Source organism: Pseudomonas sp. 910_21, assembly GCF_052850735.1.
In genome coordinates this window covers 259,709-277,695 of the sequence record NZ_VXCY01000011.1, presented here as the reverse complement: position 1 = coordinate 277,695, position 17,987 = coordinate 259,709, and the positions used below count along the sequence as shown (strand labels likewise).

The following is a 17,987-nucleotide window of genomic DNA, read 5'->3' as shown; positions in this document are numbered from 1 at the left end:
GCCAGCAAGGTCGTTGACGCCATGCACCACGATGGTCACGCAGGGCTTGGGCGGTGGCGCGATCAGGTGTACGTCGCCACCGCCCGGCAGGGTGATCGCTTCACCTGTGCAAATGGTCCTCATCCGAACGGCGTCATTCATCGTGCGTGTCCTCCTTGGTGGCACTGATGCTGCGCAAAAAAAGCGGGCGCCGCACCATAACAAAGGACCCGGACGATAAATGTAGGAGTTCTCTGAAAGGCGCTCGGACTAGGGTCGCCTGATGATCACAGGTGCCGCCGAGGCAAAAAAAATCGCAGCTCAGGCTGCGATTTTGTATAGCGGCTCCCCCGTAGGAGCCGGCTTGCTGGCGAAGAGGCCCTAGAGCCATGCACTGCCCTTGGGGACGCCTTCGCTGGCAAGCCAGCTCCTACGAGGGGCTGTGCGGCTATTGGTCCTTGAACTGCGGGTCGCGCTTGGCGATGAAGGCGGCCATGCCTTCTTTCTGGTCCTGGGTGGCGAATGCGGCGTGGAATACTCGACGTTCGAAGCGCACGCCTTCGGACAGGCTGACTTCGAAGGCGCGGTTCACGCTTTCCTTGATCATCATGCTCACCGGGATCGATTTGCCGGCGATCAGCGCAGCGACTTTCAGCGCTTCATCCACCAGTTCATCCGCCGGCACGATGCGCGCGACGATGCCGCAACGCTCGGCTTCCACGGCGTCGATAAAGCGTCCGGTCAGGCACATTTCCATGGCCTTGGCCTTGCCCACGGCGCGGGTCAGACGCTGGGTGCCGCCCATGCCCGGCAATACGCCGAGGTTGATTTCCGGCTGGCCGAACTTGGCGTTGTCGCCGGCCAGGATGAAGTCACACATCAAGGCCAGTTCGCAGCCACCACCAAGGGCGAAACCGTTGACCGCGGCGATGATCGGCTTGCGCCGGTTGGCCACGCGGTCGCTGTCGCTGAACAGGTCGTCGAGGTAGATCTGCGGGTAGGTGAGTTCGGCCATTTCCTTGATGTCGGCACCGGCAGCGAAGGCCTTCTTCGAACCGGTGATGACGATGCAGCCGATCTGCGGGTCGGCTTCCAGGCGATCCAGGGCCTGGTTCACCTCACCGACGATCTGCGCGTTGAGGGCGTTCAGCGCCTGGGGACGGTTGAGGGTGATCAGACCGACGCGGTCCTTGATGTCCAACAAAATGGTTTCGTAGCTCATGAATCAGCTCCTGCTAAAAGTCAGAGATTGCGCGAAATGACCATGCGCTGGATGTCGCTGGTGCCTTCGTAGATCTGGCAGATGCGCACGTCGCGGTAGATGCGCTCCAGCGGGAAGTCGCTCAAATAGCCATAGCCGCCCAGGGTTTGCAATGCCGCGGAACAGACCTTCTCGGCCATTTCCGAGGCGAACAGTTTGGCCATCGAGGCTTCCACCAGGGCCGGCTTGCCACTGTCACGCAGGGCCGCAGCGTAATGCACCATCTGCCGCGCCACGGCGATTTGGGTGGCCATGTCCGCCAGACGGAACGCCACTGCCTGGTGCTCGATGATCGGCTTGCCGAAGGTCTCGCGCTCACGGGCGTAATCGCGAGCCGCTTCGAACGCCGCCCGGGCCATGCCCACCGACTGCGAGGCAATGCCCACGCGCCCGCCTTCAAGGTTGGCCAGGGCAATCTTGTAGCCTTCGCCCTCCTCCCCCAGGCGGTTGGCCACTGGCACCTTGACGTCCTCGAAAAGGATCTGGCAGGTGTCGCTGGCGTGCTGACCGAGCTTGTCCTCGATGCGCGCGACCTTATAGCCCGGCGAATCGGTGGGCACGATAAAGGCGCTGATACCGCGTTTGCCCGCCGCCGGATCGGTGACCGCGAACACGATCACCACCCCGGCGTTCTGCCCGGAGGTGATGAATTGCTTGCAGCCGTTAAGGACATAGTGATCGCCGTCGCGGCGGGCCCGGGTCTTCAAGCTGCTGGCATCGGAGCCGGCCTGGGGCTCGGTCAGGGCAAAGGCCCCGAGCATGGCGCCGCTGGCCAGGGGCTTGAGGAAACGCTCTTTCTGCTCGTCATTGCCGAACTTGAGGATCGGCACACAGCCCACCGAGTTGTGCACGCTCATGATGGTGGAGCAGGCGCCGTCACCGGCGGCGATTTCTTCCAGGGCCATGACATAGGCCAGGTAGCCGGTGTCGCAACCGCCCCACTGTTCAGGCACCAGCATGCCGAAGAATCCCAGCTCGGCCATCTCGGCGATGGCTTCCTTGGGAAAGCGGTGCTCGCGATCCCACTCGGCGGCGAAAGGCTTGAGGCGTTCCTGGGCAAATTGCCGGGCCGCGTCGCTGATCTGCAGTTGTTCGTCATTGGGCAACATCGGGATTCCTCGTTACAGGCATTCAACGGCCATGGCCGTGGCTTCACCACCGCCGATGCAGATCGCGGCCACGCCACGCTTGAGGCCTTTCTGGCGCAGGGCCGACAGCAGGGTCACCAGGATCCGCGCACCGGAAGCACCGATCGGGTGGCCCAGGGCGCAGGCGCCGCCATGCACGTTGACCTTGGCGTGGGGGATTTCCAGCTTGCTCATGGTCACCAGACTGACCACGGCGAAGGCTTCGTTGATCTCGAACAGGTCCACGTCCTGCAAGGACCAGCCGGTCTTTTTCATCAATCGCTCGATGGCGCCCACTGGAGCCACAGGGAACAGCCCAGGAGTGTCGGCGAAGGCCGCGTGACCATGGATGACCGCCAAGGGCTTGAGGCCGCGTTTCTCGGCTTCGGAGCGACGCATCAGCACCAGGGCCGCAGCACCGTCGGAGATCGAACTGGAGTTGGCGGCAGTGACCGTGCCACCGTCACGGAACGCCGGCTTCAGGGTGGCGATCTTGTCCAGCTTGGCCTTGGGCGGCTGCTCGTCATCGCTGATCAGCTTCGATTCCTTGCCGATCATCACTTGCAGGGGAACGATCTCGTCCTTGAACAGACCGTCCTTGATCGCCTGCTGGGCGCGGGTCAGGGAGGCCACGGCAAACTCATCCTGAGCCTGACGGGTGAAACCGTTGGCCTCGGCGCAGTCCTCGGCAAAGGTGCCCATCAGGCGGCCCTTGTCGTAGGCGTCTTCCAGGCCATCGAGGAACATGTGGTCGAGGACCCTGCCGTGGCCCATGCGGTAGCCGCTGCGGGCACGGTCCAGCAGGTATGGGGCGTTGGACATGCTTTCCATGCCGCCGGCGATCACCACCTCGGCACTGCCGGCCAGCAGCATGTCGTGGGCGAGGATGGTGGCCTCCATGCCGGAACCACACATCTTGTTCAGGGTGGTGCAACGGGTGCCCTTGTCCAGGCCGGCGCCCAGGGCGGCCTGGCGCGCCGGGGCCTGGCCGAGGCCGGCAGACAGCACGCAGCCGAACAGCACTTCTTCTACTGCGTCAGCCGCAATGCCGGCCCGCTGTACAGCGGCGCGGATGGCCTCGCTCCCCAGTTGCGGAGCGCTCAGGCCTTTGAGTTCACCCTGGAAACCGCCCATGGGGGTGCGGACGGCGCTGACAATGACAATCGGATCGTGGGCAATGGACATGATGAATCCTCCTTACTTGGCGGCCATGCGCAAGGCGCCGTCGAGACGGATCACCTCGCCGTTGAGCATGCTGTTTTCAATGATATGCCGCACCAGCGCGGCGTACTCGGCGGGTTTGCCCAGGCGTGGCGGAAACGGCACGCCTGCGGCCAGACCGGCCCGTACTTCATCGCTCATGCCGGCCATCATCGGGGTTTCGAAGATCCCCGGGGCAATGGTCATCACCCGGATGCCGAAACGTGCCAGTTCACGGGCCACCGGCAAGGTCAGGCTGGCGATGGCGCCCTTGGAGGCGGCATAGGCGGCCTGGCCGATCTGCCCGTCGAAGGCCGCGATGGAGGCCGTGTTGATGATCACCCCGCGCTCGCCTTCGGCATTGGCGGTGCTTTCGGCGATGGCGGCCGCCGCCAGACGCAACAGGTTGAAACTGCCGATCAGGTTGACGTTGATCACCTGGCTGAAGCTGGCCAGGGCGTGGGGGCCGTTCTTGCCGAGGACCTTCTCGCCACGCACGATGCCGGCGCAGTTGATCAGCCCGTTGAGGCCGCCAAAGGCCTTGACCGTGGCCTGCACCGCCGCGTCGGCCGCCGTTTCCTGGCTGATGTCCGCCACCACGCTCTGGCAGCCCAGTTGCTGGGCCTTGGCCGCCACGGCCTCGGCGTTGAGGTCCACCAGCATCACTTTGGCGCCGGCGGCGACGAGCATTTCGGCGCTGGCGGCACCGAGGCCGGACGCACCGCCACTGACGAGAAACACCTGGTTTGCAATGTCCATCATTCAAATCCTGTTCATGCGGTAGCTGTTGACGCCGCGGCCTCTTGAGCCTTGGCGATTTCCTGGTTGCGCAAGATAAAGCGCTGCAATTTGCCGCTGGGGGTTTTCGGCAAGTCGCTGACAAATTCGATTTCACGGGGGTAGGAATGGGCCGCCAGGCGCTTACGCACGTGCTGACGCAACTCCTCGGCCAACTCCGGGGTGGCGCGGTACTGCTCGCTGAGCACCACGAAGGCTTTCACCAACTCGGTACGCTCGGGGTCGGGCTTGCCCACCACCGCCGCTTCTACCACCGCTGGGTGCTCGATCAGGGCACTTTCCACATCGAAAGGGCCGACCCGGTAGCCGGAAGTGGTGATCACATCGTCGCTGCGGCCGACAAAGCTGATGCTGCCGTCCTGGTTCAACTCCACGGTGTCGCCGCTGAGGTAGTAATCGCCGACAAAGGCCTTGGTTGGCACCCCGGCGTAACCGGCGAACCAGCACATCGGCGACTGGCTGCGGTCGATGGCGAGAATCCCCGGCTGGCCCACGCCCAGCTCCCGATACTCTTCGTCCAGCACCACGATGCGGTGGCCCGGCGAGGCGAAACCGGCGGCGCCCACATGCACCGGATGCTCCAGGCCATGGTGGTTGCACAGCACCATGCCCAGCTCGGTCTGGCCGTAGTGGTCATGGATCACCACGTCCAGTTGCTCGGCGAACCAGCGAATCACTTCCGGGTTGAGCGGCTCGCCGGCGCTGCTGACGATGCGCAGACGCCCCTTGATCGAAGCGGCGAACCGGTCGCCACCGGCAATCAACAGGCGATAGGCCGTAGGTGAACCAGTGAGGTTGGTGATGCCGTACTTGTTGATCACCCGGCAGGTACTTTCCAGGGTGAAGGGGCCGTCATAGAAGGTGATCGGATGGCCCAGGCCCAGGGGCCCGGTGACGCCAAAATAGATGCCGTAGGCCCAGCCCGGGTCGGCGACGTTCCAGAACGCATCCTCAGGTCGCAGGTCCACCGCGTCGCGGGTGTAGTTCTGGAACGCGACGATGGCCTTGAGCGGCACTTCCAGGGCTTTCGACGGGCCGGTGGTGCCCGAGGTGAACATCAGCAGGAACGGGTCTTCGCCGCTCAGCAGCAGCGGCTCGCACTGGGCCGGGTATTGCTCCAGCTCGGCCCAGAAACTGAAGTCGCCGCGCACGATGCCCTGGCCCTTGGCGCCTCCCACGGTGACGACGGTGGGGCAATCGGCGACTTCCAAGAGCTTGGCTCGGTTGACCCCGTCAGTGACCACCACCTTGGCCCCCGAACTGTTCAAGCGATGCTCGATGGCCTTGGGGCCAAAGGCGGTGAACAGCGGCTGGTACACTGCGCCAATACGCCAGGTGGCAAGCACCGTGATCAAGAGTTCGACATTGCGCGGCAACAGTCCGGCGACCTTGTCGCCCTTGCCGACCCCCTGGGCCAGGAGGAAGTTGGCCAGGCGTGCGGCCTGGTCCTGCAGTTCAGTGAAGGTGTAGGTAGCGCTGCTGCCGTCCCGGCCTTCCCAGAACAGCGCAATACGACCGGGCAATGCATGCCGGTCACAACATTCGACACAGGCATTGAGTGCCGACAGCGAGCCCGCCAGGGCGGCCTCGACGGTGTGCTGATAGTTGAACTCTTTGATAGCGGACAGGTAGTTGCGCATTGCCAGAATCCCTCACTGTTCTTATTAGGATGGGAACCTCATGAAAATCAGGGAAATACTGGCGCCAGAGCCCTCGCGGAACAATGGTCAAAGCTATCAAGTTGCGTGACCGGTTTGGCCAAGCGCCCGCGCTGCCCCGGCGAGATTGCTGGGGCAGCGCGGGGTGGTGCGAGGCTTGCGGGCCTCTTCGCCGGCAAGCCGGCTCCTACAGGGAACTGCACGGTGTATCTGACTGCTGTAGGAGCTGGCTTGCCAGCGAAGGCGTCGGCCGGGGCGGCGCAGGGCTCAAGGGCCCTTTCGCCGGCAAGCCGGCTCCTACGGGGAGCTGCACGGTGTATCTGACTGCTGTAGGAGCTGGCTTGCCAGCGAAGGCGTCGGCCGGGGCGGCGCAAGGCGCAAGGGCCCTTTCGCCGGCAGGCCGGTTCCTACGAGAGGTCCGGGTCGTTGAGGATCAGGCTACGGTAGTGTCCGGGGTTGGAACCGGACCATTTGCGAAACGCCTTGTAGAACGAGCTGGTATCGGCAAACCCCAGGCGCCCGGCTATTTCGGCGAAACTCAGTTGCGGCTCCGCCAGCCAGACAATCGCCAGTTCCTTGCGCACGCTGTCCTTGAGGGCCTGGTAGCTCTGGCCCTCTTCCGCCAGGCGCCGGCGCAGGGTCGAGGCGGACATGCACAGACTCTGGGCCAGGCTTTCACTTTCCGGCCACTGTTCCCCCGGCAGTTGCCGCAGTTGCTGCTTGATGCGGCTGGCCAGGCTTTCGGGATCGCGGTATTTCACCAGGATATTGGCCGGGGCATGGGCCAGAAAGCGCTTGAGCTCCGCCTCGCTGCGCTTGATGGGCAGGTCCAGGCAGTCGGCGGCGATGATCATCCGCGTGCGTGGCCGGTCAAAGCGCAGGTTGTCGGAGAACATCACCCGGTAGTCGTCGCAGAAATCCGGCTGGGGGCAACGCAGTTCGATGGCCAGGATCGGAATCCGCCGGCCCGCCAGCCAACAGGCCACACCGTGGACGATCATCCAGTAAGTGAAGTAGGTAAAGGCCCGCTGCGGCTCGTGTTCATCCTCCAGCAGGACGATTTCCGCCAGGCTCTGCTGGTGCACCAGTTGCGCCGGCAGGCGCTCGAACATCAGCGACAGAAAGCCCAGCACCGAGTCCAGCCCCGTGGCCAGGGTCGGCTGGGCCATGGCCGAGCGACAGAGGAAGGCCAGGCTGCCGGATTTCAGCTTGCGCGGGTCCATACCGAAGAACTCATCGTCCAGACGCCGGGCCAGCAGGCGCCAGAGCCGCGCATAGGCACTGGCCGGGACCCGTGCCCTGCCCTGCTGCAAGCCCGCCGGGTCGATGCCGACCTTGAGCAGCACTTCATCGGTGGCCGCGCCTGGAGCGCAGCTTTGCAGCAGCGCCTCACGCACCAATTGCATGGAGATGGTGTCTTTTTCGGACATCGGGACCAAGGCTTTCCTGGATCTGGGGTTAGGACGGCCATCTTAGGCAGTGATCGGGAAAAAGCCAGTGGGCTTTGGGCTAAGTGTCGCCTTCCGGATCAGCTTGAAACCGATACGGATTCACGGACTCCATAGCGGGTTCAACCCGAGACAGGCCCCGCAAACCAGCATCCGATGCCTGAGCGCCGCCTCACGTCAGTGCAAAATAGTATCAATTCAAGTGTCATGGACGATTTGTCAGCGCCGCGTTTGAGGGCTGTAATCAGCCCACATTCTTCCTCTCTGGCGGAAGACATAACAACAATAACCGTCCTTCTGTCGCCAGCACTGGCGCAGAAGTGGAGTGACCGATGAAAACTTGCACCCAAGCCCTGCTCCTCAGCACCTGCATGACCCTCAGCAGCATCACCTTCGGCGCCCAGACCCTGACCATCGCCACCGTCAACAACAGTGACATGATCCGCATGCAACGGCTGTCGAAAACCTTCGAGAGCCAGCACCCGGAGATCAAGCTGAACTGGGTGGTGCTGGAAGAAAACGTCCTGCGCCAGCGCCTGACCACCGACATCGCCACCCAGGGCGGTCAGTTCGACGTACTCACCATCGGCATGTACGAAGCCGCGCTCTGGGGCGCCAAGGGCTGGCTGCAACCGATGCAGGACCTGCCCGCGGCCTATGACCTGGACGATGTCTTCCCTTCGGTCCGTGAAGGGCTGTCGGTCAAGGGCACCCTCTACGCCCTGCCGTTCTATGCCGAAAGTTCCATGACCTACTACCGTACCGACCTGTTCAAGGAGGCCGGCCTGAGCATGCCGGAGCGGCCGACCTGGGAGCAGATCGGCGAATTCGCCGCCAAGCTCAACAAGCCCGAACAGGAACAGTACGGCCTGTGCCTGCGGGGCAAGGCCGGCTGGGGCGAGAACATGGCCCTGATCACCACCCTGGCCAACAGCTACGGCGCACGCTGGTTCGATGAACAATGGCAGCCCCAGTTCGCCGGGCCTGAATGGAAGAACGCCCTGAGCTTCTATGTCGACAACATGAAGAAGTCCGGCCCGCCCGGGGCCTCGAGCAACGGTTTCAATGAAAACCTGGCGCTGTTCAATAGCGGCAAGTGCGCGATCTGGGTCGACGCCAGCGTGGCCGGCTCCTTTGTCACCGACAAGAGCCAGAGCAAGGTCGCCGAGCACGTGGGCTTTACCTACGCGCCGCATCAGGTCACCGACAAGGGCAGCGCCTGGCTGTATTCCTGGTCCCTGGCGATCCCCGCCAGTTCCAAGGCCAAGGACGCCGCGAAGACCTTCACCACCTGGGCCACCTCCAAGGAATACGCAGCCCTGGTGGCCGAGAAGGACGGCATCGCCAACGTGCCACCGGGCACCCGCGCCTCCACCTACAGCCAGGCCTACATGAGCGCCGCGCCGTTCGCCCGAATCACCCTGGAATCGCTGAAGGCGGTGGACCCGAGCAAGCCGACCCTCAAGCCGGTGCCCTACATCGGCATCCAGTTGGTGACCATTCCCGAGTTCCAGGCCATTGGCACCCAGGTCGGCAAGCTGTTTTCCGCGGCGCTGATCGGCCAGACCACGGTGGACCAGGCCCTGGCAGCGGCGCAGCAGACCACCGAGCGGGAAATGAAGCGCGCCGGCTACCCCAAATAACCCGGCGCTTCCTGTAGGAGCCGGCTTGCCGGCGAAGGGGCCTGTGAACCTTGCGTGGCCCTTGAGCACGCCTTCGCTGGCAAGCCAGCTCCTACCGTCCGCCGGCAATGCCAGCGCGCTGTCGCGCACTCTTGTACCCAACGGGTTGTGATCACCATGAATACCTCGACTGCCAAGCTCCATCTGCAAGCGCAGGCGGCCCCCCGCAAGCGTCGCCTGGCCAACCCCGGCTGGTTCCTGGTCAGCCCCTCGGTGGCGCTGTTGCTGCTGTGGATGGTCGTGCCCCTGGGCATGACCCTGTACTTTTCGCTGATCCGCTACAACCTGCTGTACCCCGGCGAAAACCCGTTCGTGGGCCTGGAGAACTTCAGCTACTTCCTCAGCGATTCGGGCTTTGTGCCCGGAGCCACCAACACCCTGTTGCTGGTGGGCAGCGTGCTGCTGATCAGCGTTGTACTCGGGGTGCTGATCAGCGCCCTGCTGGAGGCCAGCGAGTTCCTCGGCCGGGGCATTGTCCGGGTACTGCTGATCTCGCCGTTCTTCATCATGCCCACGGTGGGCGCACTGATCTGGAAGAACCTGATCTTGCACCCGGTCTCGGGGATTCTGGCAGCGCTGTGGAAACTGTTCGGCGCCCAGCCGGTGGACTGGCTGGCCCACTACCCGCTGCTGTCGATCATCATCATCGTTTCCTGGCAGTGGCTGCCGTTCGCCATCCTGATTCTGATGACCGCCATGCAGTCTCTGGACCAGGAACAGAAAGAGGCCGCGCGCCTGGACGGTGCCGGCCCCATCGCAATCTTCTGGCACCTGACCCTGCCGCACCTGGCGCGCCCCATCGCCGTAGTGGTGATGATCGAAACCATCTTCCTGCTCTCGGTCTTCGCCGAAATCTTCACCACCACCAACGGCGGCCCGGGCTACGCCTCGACCAACCTGGCGTACCTGATCTACAACCAGGCGCTGGTGCAGTTCGACGTGGGCATGGCTTCCGCCGGCGGCCTGATCGCCGTGGTCATCGCCAATATCGCCGCGATCATCCTGGTACGGATGATCGGCAAGAACCTGACTGACCAGAGCTGAGGTGCCCGCCATGACCCTGCAACAATCCCGACGCCTGCAAAGCCTGCTACTGGGCACCCTGGCCTGGGCCATCGCGATCCTGATCTTCTTCCCGATCTTCTGGATGGTGCTGACCAGCTTCAAGAGCGAGATCGATGCCTTCGCCACACCGCCGCAGTTCATCTTCACGCCAACGCTTGAGAACTACCTGCACATCAACGAACGCAGCAATTACCTGTCCTTCGCCTGGAATTCGGTGGTGATCTCCTTCAGCGCCACGGCTCTGTGCCTGCTGATCGCGGTGCCGGCGGCCTACTCCATGGCCTTCTACGAGACCCGCAACACCAAGCGCACCCTGCTGTGGATGCTCTCCACCAAGATGCTGCCACCGGTGGGGGTGCTCATGCCCATCTACCTCCTGGCCAAGAGTTTCGGCCTGCTGGATACCCGCATCGCGCTGATCCTGATCTACACCCTGATCAACCTGCCGATCGTGGTGTGGATGGTTTACACCTACTTCAAGGACATCCCCCGGGACATCCTCGAAGCCGCTCGCCTGGACGGCGCCACCCTGGCCCAGGAGATGCTGCGGGTGCTTATGCCCATTGCCAAGGGCGGCCTGGCCTCCACCGCGCTGCTGTCACTGATCCTGTGCTGGAACGAAGCCTTCTGGTCGCTCAACCTGACCTCCTCCAATGCCGCCCCGCTGACCGCGCTGATCGCGTCCTACTCCAGTCCCGAAGGGCTGTTCTGGGCCAAGCTCTCGGCGGTTTCGACCCTGGCCTGCGCGCCGATCCTGATCTTCGGCTGGATCAGCCAGAAGCAACTGGTGCGCGGCCTGTCCTTCGGCGCAGTGAAATAACCCATTCAAAGTGGAGGCCCGTCATGGCCCATCTGAAAATCAACAATCTGCAAAAAGGCTTTGAAGGCTTTTCCATCATCAAGGGCATCGACCTTGAGGTGAACGACAAGGAATTCGTGGTGTTCGTCGGCCCCTCGGGCTGCGGCAAGTCCACCCTGTTGCGGCTGATTGCCGGCCTGGAGGAAGTCAGCAGCGGCAGCATCGAACTGGACGGGCGCGACATCACCGAAGTCAGCCCGGCCAAGCGCGACCTGGCCATGGTGTTCCAGACCTACGCCCTGTACCCGCACATGAGCGTGCGCAAGAACATGTCCTTCGCCCTGGACCTGGCCGGGGTCGACAAGGCCCAGGTGCAGAAGAAGGTCGATGAAGCGGCGCGCATTCTCGAACTGGGTCCGATGCTCGAACGCAAGCCCAAGCAACTCTCCGGCGGCCAGCGCCAGCGCGTGGCCATCGGCCGGGCCATTGTGCGCAACCCGAAGATTTTCCTGTTCGACGAACCCCTGTCCAATCTCGACGCCGCACTGCGGGTGCAGATGCGCCTGGAGCTGGCACGCCTGCACAAGGAGCTGAAGGCCACCATGATCTACGTGACCCACGATCAGGTCGAAGCCATGACCCTGGCGGACAAGGTGGTGGTGCTCAACGGCGGTCGGGTGGAACAGGTGGGTTCGCCCCTGGAGCTCTATCACCACCCCGCCAACCTGTTTGTCGCAGGCTTTCTCGGCACGCCGAAGATGGGCTTTCTCAAGGGCAGCGTCAGCCAGGTGGACGGTCAGGGTTGCGAGGTGCAACTGCAGGCCGGGGCACGCCTGCGCCTGAGCCAAAGCCATCCGCAGCTCCAGGTCGGCAGCCCGGTGACCCTGGGCATCCGTCCCGAACACCTGGAACTGGGCGAGCCCGGCCCCGGCAGCCTGAACGTCACCGCCGATGTTGCCGAGCGCCTGGGTAGCGACACTTTCTGCCATGTGCTCAGCGCCTCCGGCGAGGCACTGACCCTGCGCATCCGCGGCGATCTGGCCAGCCGCTACGGCGAGCAGTTGCACCTGCGCCTGGACCCGGAGCACTGCCACCTGTTCGATGCCCAAGGCGTCGCTGTTCCCCGTTCCCTGCGCGCCGCCGCCTGATTACCGAGAGCCCATGCATGAAACTCAATCGCTTCAACCTCAACCAGCTCCCGCCCCAGGTGCAGGTGCCTGCCTACAGTGCCGCCGACACCCGCCAGGGCATCGTGCACATCGGCGTCGGCGGTTTTCACCGGGCGCACCAGGCCTACTACACCGACGCCCTGATGAACCAGGGCTGGGGCCTGGACTGGAGCATCTGCGGGGTCGGCCTGCGCCCCGAAGACCGCCGCGCCCGGGACGACCTGGCGGGCCAGGACTGCCTCTACACCCTGTTCGAACTGGGGGACGGTGACGACCATGAAGTGCGGGTGATCGGTTCCATCAGCCAGATGCTACTGGCCGAAGACGGCCCCCAAGCGCTGATCGACAAGCTGGCCAGCCCACAAATCCGCATCGTCTCCCTGACCATCACCGAGGGTGGTTACTGCATCGATGACAGCAGCGGCGAATTCATGATCCACCTGCCGCAGATCCAGCACGACCTGGCCTATCCCCAGCAGCCACGCACCGTGTTCGGCTTCCTCTGTGCAGCCCTGGCCAAGCGTCGCGCCGCGGGCATTGCGGCCTTCACCCTGATGTCCTGCGATAACCTGCCCCACAACGGCGCCGTGACCCGCAAGGCGCTGCTGGCCTTTGCCGCCCGGCGCGACGCCGACCTGCACGACTGGATCGCCACCCAGGTGAGCTTTCCCAATGCCATGGTCGACCGCATCACCCCCATGACCAGCACCGCTCACCGTCTGCAACTGCACGACCAGCACGGCATCGACGACGCCTGGCCGGTGGTGTGCGAGCCCTTTGTGCAGTGGGTCCTGGAAGACAAGTTCGTCAACGGCCGCCCGGCTTGGGAACAAGTGGGCGTGCAGTTCACCGACGACGTCACGCCCTACGAAGAGATGAAGATCAAGCTGCTCAACGGCAGCCACCTGGCCCTGACCTACCTGGGCTTTCTCAAGGGTTACCGCTTCGTCCACGAAACCATGAACGATCCGCTGTTCGTCGCCTACATGCGCGCTTACATGGACCTGGACGTGACCCCGCAACTGGCGCCGGTGCCGGGCATTGACCTGGCGGCCTACAAGGACACGCTGGTCCAGCGCTTTTCCAATCAGGCCATCGCCGACCAGTTGGAGCGGGTGTGCAGCGACGGGTCGTCGAAGTTTCCCAAGTTCACCGTGCCGACCCTCAACCGCCTGATCGCCGATGGCCGCGATACCGAACGCGCGGCCCTGGTGGTCGCCGCCTGGGCCCTGTACCTGCGGGGCGTGGACGAAAACGGCGTGAGCTACAGGATTCCCGATCCACGGGCCGAGTTCTGCCAGGCCCTGGTGGCGGACGATACCCTGCTGACCCAGCGCCTGCTGGGGGTGGAGGAAATCTTCGGCCCAGCAATTCCCAGGTCCGCCGAGTTCGTCGAAGCCTTTGAGCGCTGCTTCAACAGCCTGCGCGAGTACGGCGTCAGCCAGACCCTGGAACGCCTGCTGGCGAAGCCGGCGCGTCCATCACGGAGCGCATGATGAGCACCGCCGCGCTGTACCTGGGTATCGATTGTGGCACCCAAGGCACCAAGGCCCTGATCCTCGACAGCCAGAGCGGCGCCGTCCTGGGCCTGGGCGCCGCGCCCCACAGCCTGATCAGCGGCGCCAACGGCCGTCGCGAGCAGGACACCGGACAATGGCTGCAAGCCTGCATCAGTGCCACCCACCAGGCGTTGCAAGCGGCCGGAGTCGATGGCCGGGACATTCTTGGCCTCGCGGTCTCCGGCCAGCAGCACGGCCTGGTGCTGCTGGATGATCAGGGCCAGGTGCTGCGCCCGGCAAAGCTCTGGTGCGACACCGAAACCGTGGCCGAGAACCAGCGCCTGCTGGATCACCTGGGGGGCGAGCAAGGCTCCCTGGAGCGCCTGGGTATCGCCCTGGCGCCGGGTTACACCCTGTCGAAGCTGTTGTGGACCCGGGAGCAGCACCCCGCCGTGTTCCAGCGCATCGCCCATATCCTGCTGCCCCACGATTACCTCAACTTCTGGCTGACCGGGCGCTGCTGCAGCGAATACGGCGACGCCTCCGGCACCGGTTACTTCAATGTCCGCAGCCGTGACTGGGACCGGGCCCTGCTGGCCCATATCGACCCCGACGGACGCCTGGAACGTGCCTTGCCGGAACTGATCCAGGCCCAGCAGCCGGTGGGTCGGATACTGCCGCAGATAGCCGGGCTCCTGGGCATCAACCCCCAGGCCCTGGTGGCCAGCGGCGGTGGCGACAACATGCTCGGGGCCATCGGCACCGGCACTATCGAGCCCGGCATCATCACCATGAGCCTGGGTTCTTCCGGCACCCTGTATGCCTATGCCGAGCAGCCACTGGTCAGCCATGGGTCGGTGGCGTCCTTCTGCTCTTCCAGCGGTGGCTGGCTGCCGCTGGTCTGCACCATGAACCTGACCAACGCCACCACCCTGGTGCGGCAACTGCTGGACCTGGACCTGGACAGCTTCAACCGCTTGGCGGGCCAGGCTCCGATCGGCGCCGAGGGCTTGTGCCTGCTGCCGTTCTTCAATGGCGAGCGGGTCCCCGCCCTGCCCCACGCCCGCGGCAGCCTGCAGGGCATGACCCTGGACAACCTGACCCAGGCCAACCTGTGCCGCGCGGTGCTGGAGGGCACCACCTTCGGCCTGCGCTACGGCCTCGACCTGCTGCGGGCCAATGGTTTGCAAAGCCAGAGCATCCGCCTGATCGGCGGCGGCTCAAAAAGTCCGCTGTGGCGGCAGATGGTCGCCGATATCATGCACACCCCGGTGATCTGCACCCGCGAAGCCGAAGCCGCCGCCCTGGGTGCGGCGATCCAGGCCGCCTGGTGCCATGGACGGCAAACGGACCCGGCCTTTAGCCTGGCGCAACTCTGTGAACGCTGCGTGAGCCTCGACCTCGACAGCCAGACCTGGCCCCGGGCCGAACAGGTGAAGGCCTACGAGACCGCGTATGAACGCTATCAACAGCATCTGGCAACCCTTTGAAGAGCGAATGACTATGTATCTGGTGTGTGGCGAAGCACTGTTCGATTTTTTCAGCGTCGATGACGCAAGTACCCAAGCCAATAAAGTGCAGTTCCAGGCCATTGCCGGGGGCTCACCCTTCAACGTAGCGCTGGGCCTGCGCCGCCTGGGCATTGACGTGGCGCTGCTGGCCGGGCTGTCCCGGGATTACCTGGGCCAGCGCCTGCGACGGGTGCTGCAGGACGAAGGGGTGAACACCCGATACCTGCACGAGTTCGACGCCCCCACCACCCTGGCCATGGTGGCGGTCGGCGCCGACGGCTCGCCCCACTACAGCTTCCGTGGCGAAGGCTGTGCCGATCGCCAGCTTCTGCAGGAGCACTTGCCGGAGCTGGACCCGAGCGTGCGCGGCTTGCATATCGGCTCGTTTTCCCTGGTGGTGCAACCGATTGCCGACACCCTGCTGACCCTGGTGCGCCGCGAGCGGGGGCGGCGCCTGATCAGTCTCGATCCCAATGTGCGCCTCAACCCGCAGCCGGATATCCAGCTGTGGCGTCAACGTATCGGTGAACTGGTGCAGCATGCCGACCTGATCAAGGTCAGCGACGAAGACCTGGCCCAGTTGTATCCCGGGCAGGCGCCCGAGGAACTGATCCAGGGCTGGCTGCAAGAGCATGCGCAGTTGGTGTTCCTGACCCGTGGCAGCCAGGGCGCCACAGTATTCAGTGCGCGGCATGGCAGCTGGTCGGTGGCCTCGCCCCAGGTGCAGGTAGCCGACACCGTGGGCGCCGGTGACACCTTCCAGGCGGCGTTGATCGCCTGGCTCACCGAGCACGGGCTGGATTCACCGCAAGGCCTGGAACGGCTGAGCCGCGAACAGATCGACGCCCAATTGCGCTTTGCCGTGCGCGCCGCGGCCCTCACCTGCAGCAAGACCGGTCCCGACCTGCCCTACCGCCATCAACTCTAGGCGCCGCCTTCGCTGGCAAGCCAGCTCCTACAGCTCACCACAATCCGTAGGAGCCGGCTTGCCGGCGAAGACGCCCGTCAGCCTTGCGCCAATTCGGGCGACGCCTTCGCTGGCAAGCCAGCGCCTGCAACACTCAGTGCCACCGTGGTGCTTTTCCTGGGCCTTGGTCAGAGCAGCGAGAAGTTGTAGCTGACGATCAGGCGGGTCTCGTCCATGTCACGGGCAATCTTCTGGTAGTTGCTGCGGTAAGTGGCGTTGCGCAGGCGCAGGCTCACGTCCTTGAAGGTGCCGCTCTGCACCACGTACTTGAGCTCGCTGTCGCGCTCCCACTCACGACCTTCACGCAGGCTGCCCGGCACCTTGATGTGGTCACCGCTGACGTAACGGGTCAGGAAGCTCAAGCCATTGAGGCCGAGCGCCTTGAAGTCGTAGTCGTAGCGCAGTTGCCAGGAACGTTCCTGGATCGCGGCGAAGTCGTTGACCTGGACGTAGTTCACCAGGTACGGGTTGCTGCCATCGAGGTAAGGCATCGAGTTGTCGCCATACATACGCTGCCAGCCGGCACTGAACACATGGCCGCCCAGGCTGTAGCCAAGCAGGGTGCTCAAGGCACGGTTGTCGATGCTGCCGGCGCGCTCGGCGCCACTGTCGGCACTCTTGAGCAGGCGCAGGTCGCCCTTCAATACGCCGGGGCCCAGCGGCTGGTTGGCCAACAGGCCGACAAAATGCTGGCGGTAGATGTCTTCCAGTTCGGCGTAGTGGTACTGGCCGGTCAGGCGCTCATTGAACTTGTAGTCCACGCCATAGGTGTCGAAGTGGTCCGCCGTGGTGTTGCAGGCATAGCGCTTGTTCTTGCAATGCACGCGAATGTCCTGGGCATCGGTGGAATCCCGGGCGGTGTACTGGTTCAGGCGCGCGGCCGTCAGGGTCAGGCCCTTGACCTCCTTGGAGGTGAGCACGGCACCGTTGAACATCGTCGGCAGCAGGCGCCCGTCGTTGTACTTGAGCAACGGCAGGTCCGGCAGTTGCGCCCCGTATTTGAACACGGTCTGGGACATCCGCACCTTGGCGGTCAAGCCCAGCTTGGCGTACTGATCCGCAGAACCCCGTGGGTCATGTCCGCTGGAAGGCAAGAGACCACTGTTGCTGCGGTCCGGGCTGGAATCCAGCTTGATGCCCAGCATGCCCAAGGCATCCAGGCCAAAACCCACGGTGCCTTCGGTGTACCCCGATTGCAGGTTGAGGATGAAACCCTGGGCCGACTCTTCACGCTTGGAAGCGCCCTGGTCAGTGCTGGTGTGACCGTCGCGAAAATCCCGATTGAAGTAGACCGTACGTGACTCCAGCTTGGCGCTGCTGTCCTCGAAAAAGCCGTCGGCCTGGGCCAGCGGGGCAAATCCTGCGCACAGGACGACCGCTCCGAGGCCCAGGAGTGGGCACGGATTGAGTAAAGGAAAAGGGGGACGCATGAACGGGCTCCAGCAGAAAATCAGTGACGCGAGGTAAAGAAAGACCCAGGTGAAATCCATCCTGCGAATCAGCGATCACAAGTTGAATTGATTGAATCAATGAAGACCGCCGATGATGGCAGATGGCCCCACCCACCCCAACTCGACTTTAGTCTGACTCCTCGGCCGCAGCGCCGGCAGCCATTCCTCTACGCCATAAAGCAGGCATAACCAGGAAAAAACCTATCAATTTCGCCAATTTTTGCCACGAAAAAACCTGTCAAAAAACCTGACGCCATGATCAGAAAGCCACCTGACGAGGACAGTGCAGTAGTCGATAGTGGCGAAAAAGCATCATCTTTTTGTGATTTTTATCTACCGTTCGTCGGTTTTATTATTTTTTCTGAACACCTGA

15 protein-coding genes are annotated in these 17,987 nt (G+C 63.7%); 7 read left to right on the top strand and 8 right to left on the bottom strand.

Annotated features, from left to right (window positions below; translation table 11 throughout):
* The 7 genes from FW796_RS29580 to FW796_RS29550 form a co-directional block, all read right to left on the bottom strand.
* Window positions 1-141: hypothetical protein (locus FW796_RS29580; protein WP_446440531.1), on the bottom strand; the 141-nt coding region annotated here is incomplete at its 3' end.
* Between the two features lie 286 nt (window positions 142-427).
* Window positions 428-1,201: an enoyl-CoA hydratase gene (locus tag FW796_RS29575; RefSeq protein WP_346634424.1), complete on the bottom strand. Its 774-nt coding sequence runs from the start codon at window positions 1,199-1,201 to the stop codon at window positions 428-430.
* A gap of 20 nt (window positions 1,202-1,221) precedes the next feature.
* The gene (locus FW796_RS29570) at window positions 1,222-2,349 is read right to left on the bottom strand and encodes an acyl-CoA dehydrogenase (RefSeq protein ID WP_346634423.1); all 1,128 of its coding nucleotides are present in this window, start codon (window positions 2,347-2,349) and stop codon (window positions 1,222-1,224) included.
* A gap of 12 nt (window positions 2,350-2,361) precedes the next feature.
* The gene (locus tag FW796_RS29565) at window positions 2,362-3,552 is read right to left on the bottom strand and encodes an acetyl-CoA C-acyltransferase (RefSeq protein WP_404936886.1); all 1,191 of its coding nucleotides are present in this window, start codon (window positions 3,550-3,552) and stop codon (window positions 2,362-2,364) included.
* A gap of 12 nt (window positions 3,553-3,564) precedes the next feature.
* Window positions 3,565-4,326, bottom strand: coding sequence for an SDR family NAD(P)-dependent oxidoreductase (locus tag FW796_RS29560; RefSeq protein ID WP_446440526.1), 762 nt, complete (start codon window positions 4,324-4,326; stop codon window positions 3,565-3,567).
* Between the two features lie 14 nt (window positions 4,327-4,340).
* Entirely contained in the window at window positions 4,341-6,005 is a 1,665-nt protein-coding gene (locus FW796_RS29555; protein ID WP_404936887.1) for an AMP-binding protein, read from the bottom strand.
* A gap of 425 nt (window positions 6,006-6,430) precedes the next feature.
* Entirely contained in the window at window positions 6,431-7,453 is a 1,023-nt protein-coding gene (locus FW796_RS29550) for an AraC family transcriptional regulator (protein ID WP_346634419.1), read from the bottom strand.
* 389 nt (window positions 7,454-7,842) lie between these two features.
* Here FW796_RS29550 and FW796_RS29545 point away from each other — a divergent pair, with 389 nt between their 5' ends.
* The 7 genes from FW796_RS29545 to FW796_RS29515 all read left to right on the top strand — a co-directional run bounded on the left by FW796_RS29545 (window position 7,843) and on the right by FW796_RS29515 (window position 16,124).
* Window positions 7,843-9,114: an ABC transporter substrate-binding protein gene (locus FW796_RS29545; protein WP_446440530.1), complete on the top strand. Its 1,272-nt coding sequence runs from the start codon at window positions 7,843-7,845 to the stop codon at window positions 9,112-9,114.
* 156 nt (window positions 9,115-9,270) lie between these two features.
* Window positions 9,271-10,197, top strand: a complete 927-nt coding sequence (locus FW796_RS29540) for a carbohydrate ABC transporter permease (RefSeq protein ID WP_446440525.1) — start codon at window positions 9,271-9,273, stop codon at window positions 10,195-10,197.
* A 10-nt stretch (window positions 10,198-10,207) separates the two neighbouring features.
* Entirely contained in the window at window positions 10,208-11,038 is an 831-nt protein-coding gene (locus FW796_RS29535; RefSeq protein WP_346634417.1) for a carbohydrate ABC transporter permease, read from the top strand.
* A gap of 23 nt (window positions 11,039-11,061) precedes the next feature.
* A complete protein-coding gene (locus tag FW796_RS29530) occupies window positions 11,062-12,165 on the top strand; it encodes an ABC transporter ATP-binding protein (protein WP_446440524.1) in 1,104 nt (367 codons plus the stop codon).
* 17 nt (window positions 12,166-12,182) lie between these two features.
* Entirely contained in the window at window positions 12,183-13,682 is a 1,500-nt protein-coding gene (locus FW796_RS29525) for a mannitol dehydrogenase family protein (RefSeq protein WP_446440523.1), read from the top strand.
* Window positions 13,682-15,175, top strand: a complete 1,494-nt coding sequence (gene xylB / locus FW796_RS29520) for a xylulokinase (RefSeq protein WP_404936891.1) — start codon at window positions 13,682-13,684, stop codon at window positions 15,173-15,175. The genes FW796_RS29525 and xylB overlap by 1 nt, the downstream gene beginning before the upstream one ends.
* A gap of 13 nt (window positions 15,176-15,188) precedes the next feature.
* Window positions 15,189-16,124 carry a carbohydrate kinase family protein gene (locus FW796_RS29515; protein ID WP_404940020.1) on the top strand — a complete coding sequence of 312 codons (936 nt, stop codon included), beginning with the start codon at window positions 15,189-15,191 and terminating at the stop codon, window positions 16,122-16,124.
* 167 nt (window positions 16,125-16,291) lie between these two features.
* Here the strand turns inward: FW796_RS29515 and FW796_RS29510 are convergent, their stop codons facing one another.
* Window positions 16,292-17,593 (bottom strand): OprD family porin, encoded by a 1,302-nt coding sequence (locus FW796_RS29510; RefSeq protein WP_346634413.1) that lies wholly within the window; start codon window positions 17,591-17,593, stop codon window positions 16,292-16,294.
* Window positions 17,594-17,987: the final 394 nt, after the last annotated feature.

Coding starts and splice junctions, on each gene's coding strand:
- FW796_RS29575 (WP_346634424.1), bottom strand. CDS start 1,201: ATGAGCTACGAAACCATTTTGTTGGACATCAAGGACCGCGTCGGTCTG.
- FW796_RS29570 (WP_346634423.1), bottom strand. CDS start 2,349: ATGTTGCCCAATGACGAACAACTGCAGATCAGCGACGCGGCCCGGCAA.
- FW796_RS29565 (WP_404936886.1), bottom strand. CDS start 3,552: ATGTCCATTGCCCACGATCCGATTGTCATTGTCAGCGCCGTCCGCACC.
- FW796_RS29560 (WP_446440526.1), bottom strand. CDS start 4,326: ATGGACATTGCAAACCAGGTGTTTCTCGTCAGTGGCGGTGCGTCCGGC.
- FW796_RS29555 (WP_404936887.1), bottom strand. CDS start 6,005: ATGCGCAACTACCTGTCCGCTATCAAAGAGTTCAACTATCAGCACACC.
- FW796_RS29550 (WP_346634419.1), bottom strand. CDS start 7,453: ATGTCCGAAAAAGACACCATCTCCATGCAATTGGTGCGTGAGGCGCTG.
- FW796_RS29545 (WP_446440530.1), top strand. CDS start 7,843: ATGACCCTCAGCAGCATCACCTTCGGCGCCCAGACCCTGACCATCGCC.
- FW796_RS29540 (WP_446440525.1), top strand. CDS start 9,271: ATGAATACCTCGACTGCCAAGCTCCATCTGCAAGCGCAGGCGGCCCCC.
- FW796_RS29535 (WP_346634417.1), top strand. CDS start 10,208: ATGACCCTGCAACAATCCCGACGCCTGCAAAGCCTGCTACTGGGCACC.
- FW796_RS29530 (WP_446440524.1), top strand. CDS start 11,062: ATGGCCCATCTGAAAATCAACAATCTGCAAAAAGGCTTTGAAGGCTTT.
- FW796_RS29525 (WP_446440523.1), top strand. CDS start 12,183: ATGAAACTCAATCGCTTCAACCTCAACCAGCTCCCGCCCCAGGTGCAG.
- xylB (WP_404936891.1), top strand. CDS start 13,682: ATGAGCACCGCCGCGCTGTACCTGGGTATCGATTGTGGCACCCAAGGC.
- FW796_RS29515 (WP_404940020.1), top strand. CDS start 15,189: ATGTATCTGGTGTGTGGCGAAGCACTGTTCGATTTTTTCAGCGTCGAT.
- FW796_RS29510 (WP_346634413.1), bottom strand. CDS start 17,593: ATGCGTCCCCCTTTTCCTTTACTCAATCCGTGCCCACTCCTGGGCCTC.